Here is a 15,889-nt window from a genome sequence, read left to right on the forward strand (position 1 = left end):
GGGTCCTAAATAATCGCCATTTCTTTAGCGATACGGGTAAAGGCTTCAATCGCTTTGTCGAGTTGCTCACGGGTGTGGGCCGCCGACATTTGAGTACGGATACGGGCTTGTCCCTTTGGCACGACTGGGAATGAGAAGCCGATAACGTAAATATGTTCTGCTAATAAGCGGTTAGCAAAATCGCTCGCCAATTTGGCATCGCCAATCATCACTGGGATAATTGCGTGGTCGGCACCACCTAAGGTAAAGCCTGCCGCTGACATTTTCTCGCGGAAGTAACGGCTGTTTTCCCATACCGCTTCACGCAGTGCTTGGCCCGATTTGAGCATCTCTAATACATGGATAGAGGCAGTTACAATCGAAGGCGCCAATGAGTTAGAGAATAGGTAAGGGCGAGAGCGTTGACGTAACCAGTCGATGACTTCTTTTTTACCTGAAGTGAAACCGCCCGATGCACCGCCTAAGGCTTTGCCTAAGGTGCCAGTGATAATATCGACGCGACCCATTACGCCGCAGTGTTCGTGCGAACCTCGGCCGTTGAGGCCAACAAAGCCTACGGCATGGGAATCGTCAACCATCACTAATGCACCGTATTTATCGGCTAAATCACACACGCCTTGCAGGTTGGCGATGACGCCGTCCATTGAGAATACGCCGTCGGTGGCGATCAAAATATTGCGCGCGCCAGCTGCTTTTGCGGCGATCAGTTGCGTTTCTAAATCCGCCATATCGTTGTTAGCATAACGGAAACGTTTGGCCTTACATAAACGCACGCCATCGATAATAGAGGCATGGTTTAAGGCGTCGGAAATAATCGCATCTTCGGCATCTAACAGGGTTTCGAATAGGCCCGCGTTGGCGTCGAAGCAAGAAGAGTACAGAATCGTGTCTTCCATGCCGAGGAACTCACTCAAGCTGGCTTCGAGTTGCTTGTGGATGTCTTGGGTTCCACAAATAAAACGGACCGACGCCATACCAAAGCCATGACTGTCTAAGCCTTGCTGTGCGGCTTTGATGAGTTCAGGATGATTGGCTAGGCCTAGATAGTTGTTGGCACAAAAGTTAACAACTTCTTGGTTATTTACTTGAATGGCTGTCTGTTGCGGTGAGGCAATAACACGCTCGCTTTTATATAAACCTTCGGCTTTGATATCCGCAAGCTGTTGATTAATCTGTGCGTAGAATGAGGTAGAGGCCACCTGATATCTCCTTAGTTAACTTTATTCTGATTCTGGGAGTTGCGGCATTCTAACGCTAAACCCTATCGGCCTACAGCCTTTTTTTCATGCAGGTTAGCTAGATAAATTAGTTTAGGGCTAAAGGGGTTGTTACATTATAAAAACTAATGTGCAACATGGTCGGCATGTATGTCGCATCACCGCCAACGGCATGAATTGAGCCCGCATTTAGCACGTTCAACCTGTTGAGTTTAGCGCTAAATGCGACGGCGTCGGACGATTAAAGCGAATCTTGGGTCGCTAACTCGTGGTAGTGCTGCTCTAAACGGCAGAAGGTCGCTTGGGAGGTTGGCGTGGCGTAGGCCTTAAAAATCATCAAAACCCGCAATACTCCTTCGTACAAAATGCCTTTAGTGATGGTGGACGTGCTCGACTGGGTAAGCTGATAACCAATCCAAAAACTCACAATCATCTTGATGGTGTCGGCAAGTGGGGTGATTTTATCGTTATCAATATTTAAAAAACCATCCTGCTTGAGTTTACCTAGCACGTGACTTGAACGGGTTAATACTTGCTGCTGGGCGTGCAAATAGCGGCTTTTTAATTCTTCATCGCGGGCGAGGATATCGGCCAAATTGGCGTACATAAAACGGAATTGCCACAGGGTGTAAAACATCGCATCAAAATAGCCGATCAGCTGTTCTACGTTGACTTGCTCGCCCTCATAGGGCTGAAACCCCGATTCAAGGTGCGCCTCGTAGAGACTGAAGATCGACTGAATAATATCTTCCTTATTACGGAAGTGGTAATAAAGATTCCCGGGACTCATATTTAGGTGAGCGGCAATATGATTGGTGGTGATATTTCGTTCGCCATGCTCATTGAACAGCTCAAGGCTGGCGTAAATAATTTTGTCGCGGGTTTTCATATGTTTTCCAAGTGGCTAGTGAACGCTGCAAATTGACTAAAGAAGGCTAACCAACGACCGCTACACTGCTGGTAAATTATCCCTAATTTAAAACCCTATTGATTAAGCCCCAACGCACAAAAATTCAATAGGATTGGTATACGCAAACAACTTCGAGAGGCTTGAACTCGTATCTTGAGGTCGCTTGGGTATATTATGCTAACATTGCCGTTATCCAACAGGCAAAATCTCATCAGCACGATTTTATGAATCGATTTTTTTACAGTGTGTTGCTTTATCTTTTATCCCCTCTACTCATTGTCTATTTGGCTTTTAGAGCCATTAAAAGTCCAGACTATCGTGGCCGTTGGGACGAACGCTTCGGATTAGCCCAACTTAAACCGACGGATTTACTGATCCATTCGGTGTCGATGGGAGAAACGCTCGCGGCTATTCCCTTGATCCGTTTGATTATGCAAATGCACCCTGAGCTAAGCATTACGGTTACTACCACCAGTCCCACTGGCTCTGCCGAGGTACGCAAAGCCTTTGGTGATCAAGTGCAGCACTGCTATTTGCCCTTCGATTTGCCTTGGTGTGTGAGCCGTTTTCTGCGCCAGTTGTCCCCTAAATGGTGCATCATAATGGAAACTGAGTTGTGGCCGAATCTGCTGGCACTCGCGGCTAAGCGCGGCGTGCGCTTGATGCTCGCTAATGCTAGGTTGTCGGCTAAATCGGCTGCGCAGTATGCCAAGCGTTCGCAATTAAGTCGTCCCATGTTGCAACGCTTAGATGTGATTGCGGTGCAGACCCAAGTTGAAGCGCAGCGATTTATCGACCTTGGAGTGCCTGCTGACAGAGTGACTGTTTGTGGCAGTTTGAAGTTTGATTTGAGTATTACGCCCGAGCGCTTAACCTTAGCACGAGCGCTACGACAAACTTGGGGGCGTGAGACGGCGCCCGTGTGGGTAGCAGGCAGTGTCCACCCCGGTGAGTTTGATGCCATGTTAAGTGCCCATAAACGGTTGCTCGCTAAGTGGCCGGAGGCGCTGCTGATCATTGCGCCGCGTCACCCAGAGCAGTTTGCGGCGGTGGCGGAGGTTGCCGCTAGCCAAGGTTTTGAATATGTGCGCCGCAGTGATGCTCAAGCGATTACTGCCACGACGCAGGTGCTGGTGGGCGATACCATGGGTGAACTATTAACCTTTTATGGCGCGGCCGATCAAGCCTTTGTGGGAGGTACTTTGATTGAAAATGGCGGCCATAATCCCCTCGAACCCGCTGCCATGGGCGTGCCAGTAATGGTAGGGCCAAATCATTGGGATTTTGCCCAAATTACCCAAATGTTGGCAGATGCGGGAGGCTTGCGGATTGTGAGTTCAGGGCAAGAGTTAGGTGATAATTTGATCCAGTATTTTGAGCAGCCGATTTTACGCCAACAAGCCGCTGAAGCAGGCCTTGCCGTGGTAGAGGCTAATCGTGGTGCTTTACAGCGTCAGTTTGCTCTCGCCGAATCGTTACTCATGCACCAAACAGCCTAGTGCCACTGAGGTATTAGGCTTTTGGGATAATTGAATGATAACCCTCGAGCAATGCAGCCCAGTTAGCGGGTGTAAAGGCAAGTGTTGGCTGTTTACCTTGTTCTTTATTGAAGGAGCGTAGCAGCCTATCAAGATTCGCCTTCTGCCATTGGACATTGGGCGTTTTGATTTCACCCCTATCAAAATCAATCAGATAGAAACATTCTTGTACGCTATCCGCTTGCTGTGGTTGCCACAAAATGTTCTTTGCGTTTAAGTCGGCATGGTAAACGCCGCGGCGATGAAACTGGGCAATGGTCGCGCCAAGAGCTTGCCATTGGGCTTGGCTCATAGTGCCTTTGGTTAACTTAGCGACCAAGTCTTCGGCGCCATCGACCCGCTCAATAATAATGTCGGCACGGTAAAATAAGCCATCACGCACAACATTGGCGGCAATAGGTTTAGGCACCGCAAATTGCTCACGGTAAAGCAGGTCAAGCAGCCTTAATTCACCCATGGCGCGAGTGTTTTCAAGCCCGGTATAGAAGTAAGCATCCTTACTGAATTTCTCCATCAGGCCGCCGCGCCAGTAATGCCGCAGTACCCAATGACTGTGCTCAAATGCTACAAACCAAGTGGTATAGCGGCCCTTGGATGAACCCACAACTGCGGCTTTTTCGCGCCAAAAATCGACCGAGAACCAAGCCGGCGTGATGTCCTCTGGCGTATCTTGGCAAAGTGCCATATAGCCATTGGCAGTATTTATGATTTTGATTTGTGCGTTCATGGGAGATTTGTTGACTTAAGCGTGGCACCTGCGGCCATTCTACATTAAGATCCTCAGCTTGCGCCAAATAACCTTAAGGGCTATTCGCTTGAGTTTAGATATTAACACCATGAATTCTCTCTGCCTGTTGAGGCTATCGGCTATCGGTGACGTCTGTCATGCCGTGGCGATGGTGCAGGCCATTCAGCGCCAATATCCCCAGCTCAAAATCACTTGGGTGATAGGTAAACTTGAATATCAGTTGCTGAAACACTTGCCCGGCATTGAGTTTGTGATTTTCGATAAATCCCAAGGCTGGCGTAGCTATTTTTATCTGCATAAGGCTTTGAAAGGCCGCCGTTTTGATGTGCTGCTGCATATGCAAGTGGCGCTGCGTGCAACCTTGGCATCCCTCGCTATTTCGGCAAAGGTTCGGGTCGGATTCGACCGTGCCCGCGCCAAAGAAGGTCAATGGCTAGTCACCAATCATAGAGTTGAACCTTTAGCTCAGCCCCATGTGCTCGATGGCTTTATGGGGTTCGCCAAGGCGATTGGTGTTAGCGATATTACCCCGAGTTGGAATATTCCTGTTCCTCAAGCGGACACTGAATTTGCCCAACGCCATATTGCCGATGATGAGAAGGTATTGGTCATTTGCGCGGCCGCCAGTAAAGCCGAGCGTAATTGGCTGCCCGAGCGTTATGCCGCCGTGGCGCAACATGCGGTGAATAAGGGGTATCGAGTTATTCTCTGCGGTGGCCCAACAGCACTTGAAAAGACATTGGCCGACGATATTGCCAATGCGTGCTCTGCCAAACTCGATAACTTGGTCGGCAAAACCAGTTTGACCCAATTGCTGGCTCTACTGAAACGCGCCAGCCTTGTGCTCGCGCCCGATACTGGCCCTGCACATATGGCGGTCACTCAAGGGACGCCAGTCATAGGTTTATATGCCCATTCCAACCCAGGGCGCACCGGGCCTTATTTATCGCAGCAATATGTGGTGAGCGCCTATCAAGAGGCCATCGCCTCACAGCAAAGCAGTGAGGTGAAATGGGGCACCCGAGCCAAGGGTGAGCACCTTATGGCGCTAATTAGTGTTGACGCTGTGATAGAGAAATTTGATCAGGTTATTCAGCAGACACACAGTTAACCACTGTTAGCTTGTCACCCTGAGTTTTAGATTATCGTTTAGGAGAAAAATCATGCGGATAGCCATAGCCATCGACAGTTTAGCGGGTGGTGGAGCCGAGAAGGTCATGATTACCTTGGCAAAGCAGTTTATTAGCCTAGGGCATGAGCCGCATTTTTTGGTCATGGAAGATAATCGTTATTACGAAACCCCAGACAATTTACCTGTTCATCAATGTTTTGCCGACAAAGATAAAGATTATGACCACTTCGGGCACCTAGGGGCATCGGTCGATAAATTACGGGCAAAGATTGCCGAGATTGAGTCCCGAGTCGGTAAGTTCGATCTGTTTTTATCCAATCTTGATAAAACCAACTTGATGATGACCAAAACCGGGGTGACACCACTCTATGTGATTGTGCACTCATCAGTTGAAGAAGAATTGAGTCGTCAGTTTAAGTTAGGCCCCTTCGCCTACTTCAAGAAACTGCGGGCGAAAAAAGCGCTCAATGGCCAGCATTTGATCACTGTATCCAATGGCATCGCTAAAGAGATTCAAGCCAAGGGGCGTTTGCACCCAGCATCAATGCGAACCATCTACAATCCATTTGAATTTAATGAGATTGTTGCTCAGTCACAGCAAGATAATCCGCAAATTCCTCAGGGTGACTATCTGATCCACGTAGGACGTTTTGCTAAGCAGAAGCGCCACGATGTGTTGTTTGAGGCTCTTAAACAGACCCAAAATCAGCTACCCGTAGTGTTGTTATGCCATAACCATAAGAAGGCAATTAAAGCAGCGAAGAAATTCGGCATCGAGAAGCGCTTAATCATTCCTGGATTCCAGAGTAATCCTTTTCCTTGGATCAAACGTGCGAAAGCACTGGTGCTGAGTTCCGATTTCGAAGGATTGCCGACGGTATTAATCGAATCCTTAGCCTGTGGCACACCAGTGGTGAGTACCGATTGCCCACACGGACCGAATGAGATTTTGACCGGAAATTTGGCTCCCTATCTTGTGCCCCGTCGTAATCCTGCGGCCTTGGCGAAGATGATTGACGCCGTGGTCGCGCAGCCGCCATCCCTCGAACATGTTGAGATTTTAGCTAAGGTGGATGCGACTGCAATTGCCGAACAATATCTCGCGTTAGCGAAATAATTTACCCGAGGAGAAAGCGGTGGAAGCGCGCAAATCAAACAAAAGACGTTATTTGTTCTACATCGCACAGAACTATTCCTATGCGATGCTAAGGCCGCTGCAGCAAGTGATTCTGGCGCGTGGCGATGAGGCGTGTTGGTTCCTCGAAGGCCGTGAGGTAGACCCCAAATTCCTTAAAGCGGATGAAAAACGCTTACTCGATATCGATGCCGTTAAGGCATGGAAACCCGATGCCGTGTTCGTGCCGGGTAACGTAGTGCCAAGTTTTATCCCTGGGGTAAAAGTAGGGGTGTTCCACGGTTTTAACGCGGGCAAAATGAATCATAAGGGGCGAGAAGATCACTTCGAAATCCGAGATTGCTTTGACCTGTATTGCACCCAAGGGCCGGCGACGACGCTACCTTTCCTTGAGCTAGAGAAAAAATTCGGCACCTTTACCGTAGCCGAAACGGGCTGGCCAGCGCTCGATCCTTTATTTATTGAAAATAAAGATAATCCTTACATTAAGCCCGACGATCCTCGGCCCGTAGTGCTGTTTTGCTCAACATTCTCCCCCAGTCTGACCTGTGCGCCTGAGGTATTTGAGCAGATTAAAGCCCTGTCGCAAAAGAGTCAGTGGCGCTGGTTGGTACAATTCCATCCTAAGATGAAACCTAGCATTGTTGAGCAATACAAGACTCTCGAAAATGAGAATCTCCAGTTTGTAGAAACCGACAACGTGATCCCACTTTTGCAGGCGGGAGATGTGATGCTCTGCGATACATCCTCGATTTTATTGATGTTTTTAATGCAGCGTAAGCCTGTAGTGACCTTTAAAAATCAGTCACCGAAGGCGCATTTAATCGATATTAACCGAGTCGAAGAGATTGAACCTGCACTCACTAGAGCGCTCAGCCGCCCCGATGATTTGATGGCGCATATCCATGATTATTGTAATCAAATTCACCCCACGGGAGATGGTCAGTCTAGCCAGCGTGTACTCGCGGCGACCGATGCCTTGATTGATAAGGGAACCGCTTGGCTTAAACCTAAGCCATTGAACCTACTGCGACACTTTAAAATGCGCCGCAAGTTGGGCTATTGGAAGTTTTGGTAAAATTTTGATTTATGATTAGTTTAAATTTATTTTGAGATAAAAATGAAAGAACTTACTTTTGTTGTGCAAGGACCTTACTTTCCGCATACAGATAGAAATCATATTTCTTCTGATGAATGCTTTAGAACTTTACGAAAATATTTTCCTGATTCCAAAATAATATATTCAAGGTCAGATAACGTCGTGATCCCTCTTGAAGTATTATCTTTGATAGATCTTATAGTTTGTCCTGATGACGTAGGCCCTAATCAGGCCGGATGTATCAACTCAATTCCAAAATTTGAGAATGTGAATAGACAAATACATGGTGTTGTAGCCGGATTGGAGTTAGTCGAATCTATTTATTGTTGTAAAGTTAGATCTGATTTTAAATTTATCAATAATAACTTGATAGATATTCTCCCTTCTTTATTGGTTAAAGCCAGTAGATTTAAAGGACGTTTGACCATATTGGATATATACAGTCGCACAGAGTACTTTAAATTTGGTGGAAGGAGTTATGTTGATTATCACTTAAGTGACTTTATATTTATAGGATATTCTGAAGATGTTATAAAGTATTGGAAAGGTGAGCTTTTTGGTGATACAGACAAAAATTATCTTCATTATGATGACTATAGGACTGTCGAACAAATGTTGGGGCGACGTTTTTATAAGAACTATTTTTCAAATATTGAAATAAATTCTGAACGAAATGTTAGTCTTGAGGAGTGTTTGTTGGCAAAGTCAAGAATTCAAGAAGATTTTAATTTTTTGCCATTTAAAAAGCTAGGCTTAGATATACCTCGTAGATTTAAACGACCTTATAGAGATCAGGCATACTTTATCAATGGAAATATATTTGGGAGATTAGTATATAATCTATATTTTATAAATAAATTTATTTTGAAAAAGTCTGGACTAAGAGATTTTTGGAATAAGTTAAAAAAAATAAATTAAACCTACAATGCATGTTTTATGCATTGTAGGCTAAGATTTTTAATCATTTACTGATAGAAAGTCTTTATATTCCGAAGGGACTCCGCAAAATATGACATCCTCTCTAGATATTAAATTATAATGTATTTTTTTATTTTTTCTTATGAGATAGTTATACAGCGGTGCTACATATAGTTCTCCCTTTTCCCATTTTTCTATAGGGAGACGTATGTAATCATTATATGCATCTATGTAATCTTTACTGCTTTTAAAATAATACAACCCAGTGCAGCATAATTTGGATATAGGTTTTTTCTCAGTAGTTAAGTCAATCAACGTTGTTTCATTGGAAATTGCTCTCACAAATGACCAGTTATCTCCTTCGCCCTGAAATACTTCTAAGTAGCCATCTCCGAGCGCTTCCAATTCCGGGTATATAAATCCTGGTCTAAATGTGTCTATATTGAAAATAGTGATTGGTTCTTCTGTTTTGTTAATCTCTTTTAAGCCGAGAAAAACTGTCTCAGCCTGTCCCTTTGTATTTTCATGAAGAACTATTATTTTGAAGTTTTTTATGCCTAGGATCTCTGATTTTTTTCTTACAAAATTAGGAGTCTCATAGCTATCTCGAACTATAAAAATAAACTCTTCGCTTTTGAAATATTTTTCAAAGCTTTTAACTGAGTGCTCAAACAGAGATAATCCATGGGCTAGTAACATATATTTTGGTTGCTCATATCCTTCTTTAAAAAATCGACTACTTAGTCCTGCCATTGGGATTACAATCATTTTATAAGCTCCTTCATAATACTGTAAATTCTGAAAGCATTAGCAAATAGCCCTGATTGCCTATATTTATCATCAGAGTGTAATGTTAACATGGATATGAAAAGTTGAATTTGCATGGCATATATATTTAACGGTGTTAGATTGTAATGTTTGCAAACCTTATTTAAAAACGACGACTTTATTTTATCGATTTTGTTATCGTTTGGTAAGATTATTGATAATTCTCTTTTAGCGTAGTCAACACTTGTTTGATGGTAACCAGCAATAATCCAATCATACATTCCTAATACGGAGTGACTTAGCTTAGCTATATCATATAAAATATCACCATAAATGCTGATTTGTCCTTGATGTGTAATTCCTCTTGGATCTATGACTTTTATCTTGTCAGCTCTGAAATCATACAAAATATTGCTAAAGCAAAAATCTCCATGCATTAATGTTGCGTGCTTACTTTCTGCTGGAAGATATTGTTTGCTTAGATCTAAAATATCTAAAATGCTACACTTGATGTTTTTGTTAAATGTCCACTTTTCGTCAATTTTTATTTTTTCACTCAAGAGATAATCATTTAATCTATCTTTTGTTTTTACGGTTAGTAATTCATTGAAAAATTTTTCATTTTTAACATTTTTTACTTCTTTACAATAGTCAATGAATTTTATGCAATGAGTGAAAATGTTATCCCAAATGCTAGTTGGAATCTCAGTGAATACAAATAATTCATTCAAGGAAATGTTGTGAAGATATTCTAAAGAGTAGCTATAATTTCCTAGTTTATCTTCAGTGCAACCCAAATATTGTGGGGTATAAACTCTGAGCATTGGTGGTATTGATTCAAACCAGTTTGCTTCGGCAAGAATTTTATTATTATTTTTGCTAGATTTTGTAATCTGTGTTTGGTTTATTTTCAGATCATTGAAAGCTCTTTGTGTCGTAAATGCTGTTTTTGAGTGGTAATATGTGTTTATATGACCAAAATCATACCACTTTTTAACTTTAAAATTTGATAATCCATTTTCATTATTGTAACGATTTACTCCATTAATAAAGTCCCAGCGCTCAATTGTGATACATTTTATTAGTTTTTTTGGATGGGTGAAGTTAAAATAACCACATATAATTTGTTTGTTTTCTTTCCTGCTAATTTCGTTTTTTGTTGAGAAAGTGGACCATGTATAGTTATCTAGTGTATTAGCTGTTGCTATAATATCGCATTCTGTTGGATAACTCTCCAGTAATGTATCTCCAAAGAGAATGCTAAGTGAATTTGAAGACATTTCTTCTGCAATGTTTAAACTGGTGACAATAGCTTCGCCGATAGAAAGGTTTACTGGTGTACGAATAATGTTAATGTTATGGGCGGCTAGCCACGTATTGTCCACTTCAGGAATTTTATAAGAGTCTGGTAAGGAAAGGTAAATACTCTTTCCCTTAGGAATTTTTTGTATTTGATGCTGAAATAGCCGTCTGTTACCTAAAGGTAGAAAGGCTGGTGGTATTGTTCCGAATTCAGCTTTAAGATCTTCGGTAACATATGCACCAGACATAATTAAAAACATATATTTTCCTTGTTTAGTAGACTTTTTATTTCACTTAAATCCATGCTTAAAAACTCAGATGGGCGAATAGCTTTATCATCAATATAAAATCCATCATTACCACACCAGGGCTTTCCTACTATAATTTCATCATAAGGAACTTCATGTTTATCTAGCCACTTTATTATTTTTGGTAAAGTATGTATGTTGATTTTTCCGATGTTTCCATCGTATGTTCGCATATTTCTTGCTGTTGCAATTACAATGCTAAATCCAGAGGTTTTATATTCTTTAAGTTTCTCAATTAACGCTGTGTTAGGTAAAACTTTTTCATAGTCAGTAGTATTCGCTAGTGTAATAGTTCCGTCCAAATCGACAATTAATTTTTTCACATTAACTCCAAGTACTCTCATTGAGAATAATTTAAATTACTAAATTAATATATTGAGCGGCAATATATTGGCTATCTACTGCCTTTAATATTTCTAGATTGTCTAAAGCAGGTGGTGAGGCTAAGCACTCTAGTGCCTTTTGTGCCAGCAGCGCGGGTTGGCGAACGGGGACGAGATATTGTGCTAAATGGCCTGTGAGAATTTCATTGGGCCCGTGGGGGCAATCCGTACTGACGACAGGCGTTCCACAGGCTAAAGACTCAATTACAACGGTCGGTAAGCCTTCAAAATCTGAGCTGAGTAACATCAACTCGGCCTTGGCAATCCAGGCGTAGGGATTGTGTTGAAACCCTGGAGTGATGATTCTGTGTTCGACACCGTATTTCTTGGCCAGTTTGCGCGCCTTTTTGGGGCGGTTGCACAGCAGGACAAGTTTAGGGGCTGTTGGCATATCCCTAAGTGCCTTAAACAAAATATCGTGGCGCTTTTGCCGTGTCACGCGGCCGACATGGATCATATAAGGCTCGCTTGGGATCTCGGCAATTTCTTCTTGAGTCTTCTTGCGGATCTCCTCCAATCTAAAGGGGTTATAGATGGTCTGAACGCTTTGTGGTTTGAGCCAGGAAGTGGCTCTGAGCTCATCAGCGATGCCATTGGAAACCGTGATGATTTTTTTGCCTATCAGTGCCTTGGCTTTTTTCCAGCGGCGCCAGAAATGCACTGGACCGCGCTTTAATTCCATCAATAGCTCTTGCTTAAGGGCGCAGTGGCAAAAGTAATAGCAGGGATCGAAATCGCAGCCGGAAACAACAACATCGCAGTCGGTCGAGTTACTTAAAAATAGCGAGAACTTACCCGATTGTTCCGCTTCGGCCACCTTGGCCTTCAGGCGTTGTCTTTGTTCCTGTAGGCTTGGCTTTTGGCCGGCGTCATACAGGTAATGAATCGTCACATTTTCTGGCGGCATAAAATCTCCCTCTTTATGGAACACAAAGAGGTGAACATCTTGCCCGGCTTCCTGCAGCACTTCGGCCTGGGATAAGGCAATTTTGACCGTGCCATTCGAGAAAAAGTTATGGCAAAAAATGGCGATTTTTTTCATATAAGTGCTCTGATTACGTGGACTTAATCGGTTGCAGTATGGTTTTAATCCTCCTAGGTTGGATGAAAACCATTGCCTACTTAATCCAATATATTGCGAGTCGGCATTATATCAGTTCATGCCTTTACATGGGCTTAATCCGAGGAATTCTTGCCAGTATTTCAATTTTTAATGGGATTTTTGGTGGTTTTTATCTGGAAGATTCACTCAAGTGGCTAAAACGAGTAGACTGGCGGCAATGATTTTTAGGTATTTATCTGAGTCGAGCCAGCAAAGTGCATACAAGAGCGATTTATCCTGGGACGTTTGATCCCATTACCAATGGTCATGCCGATTTGATTGAGCGTGCGGCTAAGTTGTTTAAGCATGTGATTATTGGCATTGCGGCCAATCCATCTAAGCAGCCAAGGTTTACCCTTGAGGAGCGCGTTGAGCTGGTGAATCGTGTCACTGCGCATTTGGATAATGTCGAAGTGGTTGGTTTTTCGGGCCTGCTGGTGGATTTTGCCAAGGAACAGCGTGCGAGCGTGCTGGTGCGTGGTTTGCGCGCAGTGTCTGACTTTGAGTATGAGTTCCAATTGGCCAATATGAATCGTAGATTAAGCCCAGATCTTGAGAGCGTGTTTTTAACACCGGCCGAAGAAAATTCCTTTATTTCTTCCACCTTAGTGAAGGAAGTCGCGCTGCATGGCGGTGATGTGAGCCAGTTTGTTCACCCTGAGGTAGCAAGCGCGTTGACCGCCAAGCTTAACCTCGCAAAAGCCTGATAAGGCTGAGTATTTCTATAAAACCTTTGAGGCATCAGGCCTCGCGATGATAATGAAAAGGATGTTATGAAGGCTTTTTTGACCCCCACTATCCTCGCTGCTAGCGTTGCATCTGGTTTACTGTTTTCTGCTTCCGTTGCTGCCGCCCCTTGGGTGGATGCCTCGGATATTTATTTAAGAGCCGATATTCAAGCACTAGCCGATGCGGGCGTGATCCGTGTGCCTGTGAATACCTTTCCCTTGATGTGGTCGGGAATTGGTGGCGACTTAGCGAAAGTCGAACCCGAGCTATTGTCTCCCCGATTAGTGCAAGCCTTTGCTCGCGTGAACTTTTACTATCAAAATGCCGTCGATAATCGCGGCAATGCGAGGGTTAAACTCTCGGGTGCGACCGATCCCGCTCGCTTCCAGCATTATGGCTCCGACTACCGTGAAAAGGGCGAGGTTAAAGCCTCCTACGAATATTTAGGCTCACGTGTGGCCTATAAAACCACAGTTGCCGAGACGTATGATCCGCAAGATAACAAGAACTTCCGCCTCGATGAGTCTTATTTTGCGGTGATCATGGGGAACTGGATTGCCACCTTAGGTACGGTTGAGCAATGGTGGGGGCCGGGATTTGATTCGGCATTGCATCGTTCTAACAATGCGCGCCCAATGCAGTCACTGTCGCTCAGCCGTAATAATGCCGCCGCCTTCGAAACGCCATGGTTATCTTGGATTGGTCCTTGGACCTTCAAGACTGGCTTTAGCATGGCTGAAAAAGAGCGCGCTGTGCCAAAAACAGCTGAATGGGATATGCGCTTTACCGCCAAACCGATTAAACAACTAGAGGTTGGTCTGTCTTGGTCAACACTCTTTTGTGGCGAAGGGCAGAATTGCGACTTCGATTCCTGGTGGGATTCGGTGGCGGGCAGTGCTGTTTGTATCGATGGTTCGGATTCTTGCCTAGCCGATCAACGCCGTGACGCGGGCCATAGAACCCAGAGCATCGATTTACGTTATGCCGACACTTGGCAGGATATCCCCGTTGGTTTGTACCTTGAGCATAGCTGTGAAAACGGCAGCGATTGCGGCTCACTTTGGGGGATAGATACCCATTTCGGTACATCGGGTAAGCAATTCAAGCTATTCATGGAATACTCGGATACCTTTGTCGAGTGTGATGGCAAACCTAACTGCTTCTATGAAGATCCTGTTTACCTCAGTGGAGCGCGTTACTACGGCAGAGCTTTAGGCTCGACCTATGATAGCGATGCCCAAGTCTTTGTGTTTGGTTTGGTTGGTCAGTTCCATAACAGCCGTGGTTTTACCTCGCTACTGCGTTATGCCAAGTTGAATAAAGACGGCACCAACGTGGCGACCACATGGGCGCCACAGCCACCGAAGGAAGACTTGCTGATGCTGGAACTTTCTTACCGTATGCCGGTGTGGAAGGGCATGTGGAGTCTGGGCGGTACAGTATCGAGATCGGAATTTGATGTACAAGAAAACGATACTAATGCGACTTTCTTCAGCAGTTTTGAATACCGTTTTTAAGCGCTAATCCAATAAAAAGGCCTGCAAATCAGCAGGCCTTTTGGTTTTCTCAAAGAGCTTACTTCGCATAAAACGCGCGGTACCACTCGACAAATCTGCCCACTCCAGTATTGATATCCACTTGGGGTTTATAACCCACCGCCTTAAATAGGTCTTCGGTATCGGCCCAAGTGGAATGCACATCACCTGGCTGCATGGGTAAGAATTGTTTGTTAGCCTCAATACCGAGTGCACTTTCGAGTGCGGTAATAAAATCCAGCAATTGCACAGGGCTGCCATTGCCTATGTTGAATACGCGATAGGGTGCGCTGCTATTAGCAGGTGTACCAGTTTCTACACGCCAGTCGGGTGTGGGGCGAGGAGGTTTGTCTTGTATCCTGATGATGCCCTCAACGATATCGTCGATATAGGTGAAATCACGGCTGAGATCGCCATGGTTATACACATCGATAGTGTCGCCCGCGAGAATGGTTTTTGTGAATTTAAACAAGGCCATATCGGGTCGTCCCCAGGGTCCATACACGGTAAAAAAGCGCAAGCCTGTAGTGGGTAACTGATAAAGATGCGAGTAAGTGTGCGACATTAACTCGTTGGCTTTCTTGGTCGCCGCGTACAGGGATATTGGATGATCGACGCTGTCCTCGGTCGAAAATGGCATCTTTTGATTCAAGCCATACACAGAGGATGAAGAGGCATACACTAGATGCTCAATCTTATGGTGGCGACAGCCCTCTAAAATGGTGAGATGCCCAACTAAATTGCTATCGGCATAGGCGAGGGGGTTATCGAGGGAGTAGCGCACCCCTGCCTGCGCGGCGAGATGGATAACCCGTTGAAAACCTTGTTCTGCAAACAATGCCGCTATGCCGTCTCTGTCGGCTAAGTCCAGTTTGATAAAACGGAAATTGCTTAAGGCCTCGAGCGGTGCCAGTCGGGCTAGCTTTAGCCCAACATCATAATAGTCATTGAGGTTATCGATACCGACAACTTCATGGCCCTGTGCGCAGAGGCGCTCACTGACTTTAGCGCCGATAAATCCGGCGGCGCCTGTGACTAAGTATTTCATAGTAAACCTTTATATTT

At 44.6% G+C, this 15,889-nt stretch carries 16 protein-coding genes; 8 read left to right on the top strand and 8 right to left on the bottom strand.

Features of this window, described 5'->3' with window-relative positions; translation table 11 throughout:
• Positions 1 to 5: 5 nt before the first annotated feature.
• The gene (locus tag M0413_RS08745; RefSeq protein ID WP_037429852.1) at positions 6 to 1,199 is read right to left on the bottom strand and encodes a glycine C-acetyltransferase; all 1,194 of its coding nucleotides are present in this window, start codon (positions 1,197 to 1,199) and stop codon (positions 6 to 8) included.
• Positions 1,200 to 1,458: 259 nt separating this feature from the next.
• Positions 1,459 to 2,106 (bottom strand): TetR/AcrR family transcriptional regulator, encoded by a 648-nt coding sequence (locus tag M0413_RS08750; RefSeq protein ID WP_037424052.1) that lies wholly within the window; start codon positions 2,104 to 2,106, stop codon positions 1,459 to 1,461.
• Between the two features lie 245 nt (positions 2,107 to 2,351).
• On the opposite strand from M0413_RS08750, the gene waaA reads away from it, so the two are divergent.
• Positions 2,352 to 3,626, top strand: a complete 1,275-nt coding sequence (waaA, locus tag M0413_RS08755) for a lipid IV(A) 3-deoxy-D-manno-octulosonic acid transferase (RefSeq protein WP_249553825.1) — start codon at positions 2,352 to 2,354, stop codon at positions 3,624 to 3,626.
• A gap of 13 nt (positions 3,627 to 3,639) precedes the next feature.
• Here waaA and M0413_RS08760 read toward each other — a convergent pair whose 3' ends face one another.
• Positions 3,640 to 4,392 (bottom strand): 3-deoxy-D-manno-octulosonic acid kinase, encoded by a 753-nt coding sequence (locus tag M0413_RS08760; protein ID WP_249553827.1) that lies wholly within the window; start codon positions 4,390 to 4,392, stop codon positions 3,640 to 3,642.
• Between the two features lie 88 nt (positions 4,393 to 4,480).
• Between M0413_RS08760 and M0413_RS08765 the strand changes: the two genes are divergently transcribed.
• The 4 genes from M0413_RS08765 to M0413_RS08780 are packed head-to-tail and all read left to right on the top strand — an operon-like array spanning position 4,481 to position 8,697.
• Positions 4,481 to 5,524: a glycosyltransferase family 9 protein gene (locus M0413_RS08765; protein ID WP_249553829.1), complete on the top strand. Its 1,044-nt coding sequence runs from the start codon at positions 4,481 to 4,483 to the stop codon at positions 5,522 to 5,524.
• Between the two features lie 52 nt (positions 5,525 to 5,576).
• Positions 5,577 to 6,662, top strand: coding sequence for a glycosyltransferase (locus tag M0413_RS08770; protein WP_172589772.1), 1,086 nt, complete (start codon positions 5,577 to 5,579; stop codon positions 6,660 to 6,662).
• A 19-nt stretch (positions 6,663 to 6,681) separates the two neighbouring features.
• On the top strand, positions 6,682 to 7,758 hold the full coding sequence (locus M0413_RS08775) for a CDP-glycerol glycerophosphotransferase family protein (protein WP_218737745.1): 1,077 nt from the start codon (positions 6,682 to 6,684) through the stop codon (positions 7,756 to 7,758).
• A 42-nt stretch (positions 7,759 to 7,800) separates the two neighbouring features.
• Entirely contained in the window at positions 7,801 to 8,697 is an 897-nt protein-coding gene (locus tag M0413_RS08780; protein ID WP_218737746.1) for a WavE lipopolysaccharide synthesis family protein, read from the top strand.
• A 39-nt stretch (positions 8,698 to 8,736) separates the two neighbouring features.
• Here the strand turns inward: M0413_RS08780 and M0413_RS08785 are convergent, their stop codons facing one another.
• The 4 genes from M0413_RS08785 to M0413_RS08800 are packed head-to-tail and all read right to left on the bottom strand — an operon-like array spanning position 8,737 to position 12,500.
• Entirely contained in the window at positions 8,737 to 9,465 is a 729-nt protein-coding gene (locus M0413_RS08785) for a glycosyltransferase family 2 protein (protein WP_218737747.1), read from the bottom strand.
• Entirely contained in the window at positions 9,462 to 11,027 is a 1,566-nt protein-coding gene (locus tag M0413_RS08790; RefSeq protein WP_218737748.1) for a capsular biosynthesis protein, read from the bottom strand. Before M0413_RS08790 ends, M0413_RS08785 begins: the two co-directional genes overlap by 4 nt.
• On the bottom strand, positions 11,018 to 11,398 hold the full coding sequence (locus M0413_RS08795) for an HAD hydrolase family protein (protein ID WP_037424029.1): 381 nt from the start codon (positions 11,396 to 11,398) through the stop codon (positions 11,018 to 11,020). The genes M0413_RS08790 and M0413_RS08795 overlap by 10 nt, the downstream gene beginning before the upstream one ends.
• A gap of 31 nt (positions 11,399 to 11,429) precedes the next feature.
• Positions 11,430 to 12,500, bottom strand: a complete 1,071-nt coding sequence (locus M0413_RS08800) for a glycosyltransferase (protein ID WP_218737749.1) — start codon at positions 12,498 to 12,500, stop codon at positions 11,430 to 11,432.
• Between the two features lie 38 nt (positions 12,501 to 12,538).
• On the opposite strand from M0413_RS08800, the gene M0413_RS08805 reads away from it, so the two are divergent.
• From M0413_RS08805 to M0413_RS08815, 3 genes are all read left to right on the top strand, one after another.
• The gene (locus M0413_RS08805) at positions 12,539 to 12,742 is read left to right on the top strand and encodes a hypothetical protein (RefSeq protein ID WP_144375925.1); all 204 of its coding nucleotides are present in this window, start codon (positions 12,539 to 12,541) and stop codon (positions 12,740 to 12,742) included.
• 33 nt (positions 12,743 to 12,775) lie between these two features.
• On the top strand, positions 12,776 to 13,267 hold the full coding sequence (gene coaD, locus M0413_RS08810) for a pantetheine-phosphate adenylyltransferase (RefSeq protein ID WP_011718800.1): 492 nt from the start codon (positions 12,776 to 12,778) through the stop codon (positions 13,265 to 13,267).
• A gap of 66 nt (positions 13,268 to 13,333) precedes the next feature.
• Positions 13,334 to 14,806 (top strand): capsule assembly Wzi family protein, encoded by a 1,473-nt coding sequence (locus M0413_RS08815; RefSeq protein ID WP_249553831.1) that lies wholly within the window; start codon positions 13,334 to 13,336, stop codon positions 14,804 to 14,806.
• Positions 14,807 to 14,864: 58 nt separating this feature from the next.
• Here M0413_RS08815 and M0413_RS08820 read toward each other — a convergent pair whose 3' ends face one another.
• Entirely contained in the window at positions 14,865 to 15,872 is a 1,008-nt protein-coding gene (locus M0413_RS08820) for an NAD-dependent epimerase (protein WP_069453920.1), read from the bottom strand.
• Between the last annotated feature and the right edge of the window lie 17 nt (positions 15,873 to 15,889).

This window comes from Shewanella sp. 8A (assembly GCF_023475945.1).
Lineage (GTDB): Bacteria > Pseudomonadota > Gammaproteobacteria > Enterobacterales > Shewanellaceae > Shewanella > Shewanella xiamenensis.

Bases quoted from the DNA above. Each gene is read 5' to 3' on its own strand.
- M0413_RS08750 (WP_037424052.1), bottom strand. From the start codon at position 2,106: ATGAAAACCCGCGACAAAATTATTTACGCCAGCCTTGAGCTGTTCAAT.
- waaA (WP_249553825.1), top strand. From the start codon at position 2,352: ATGAATCGATTTTTTTACAGTGTGTTGCTTTATCTTTTATCCCCTCTA.
- M0413_RS08760 (WP_249553827.1), bottom strand. From the start codon at position 4,392: ATGAACGCACAAATCAAAATCATAAATACTGCCAATGGCTATATGGCA.
- M0413_RS08770 (WP_172589772.1), top strand. From the start codon at position 5,577: ATGCGGATAGCCATAGCCATCGACAGTTTAGCGGGTGGTGGAGCCGAG.
- M0413_RS08780 (WP_218737746.1), top strand. From the start codon at position 7,801: ATGAAAGAACTTACTTTTGTTGTGCAAGGACCTTACTTTCCGCATACA.
- M0413_RS08785 (WP_218737747.1), bottom strand. From the start codon at position 9,465: ATGATTGTAATCCCAATGGCAGGACTAAGTAGTCGATTTTTTAAAGAA.
- M0413_RS08790 (WP_218737748.1), bottom strand. From the start codon at position 11,027: ATGTTTTTAATTATGTCTGGTGCATATGTTACCGAAGATCTTAAAGCT.
- M0413_RS08800 (WP_218737749.1), bottom strand. From the start codon at position 12,500: ATGAAAAAAATCGCCATTTTTTGCCATAACTTTTTCTCGAATGGCACG.
- M0413_RS08805 (WP_144375925.1), top strand. From the start codon at position 12,539: ATGGTTTTAATCCTCCTAGGTTGGATGAAAACCATTGCCTACTTAATC.
- M0413_RS08815 (WP_249553831.1), top strand. From the start codon at position 13,334: ATGAAGGCTTTTTTGACCCCCACTATCCTCGCTGCTAGCGTTGCATCT.
- M0413_RS08820 (WP_069453920.1), bottom strand. From the start codon at position 15,872: ATGAAATACTTAGTCACAGGCGCCGCCGGATTTATCGGCGCTAAAGTC.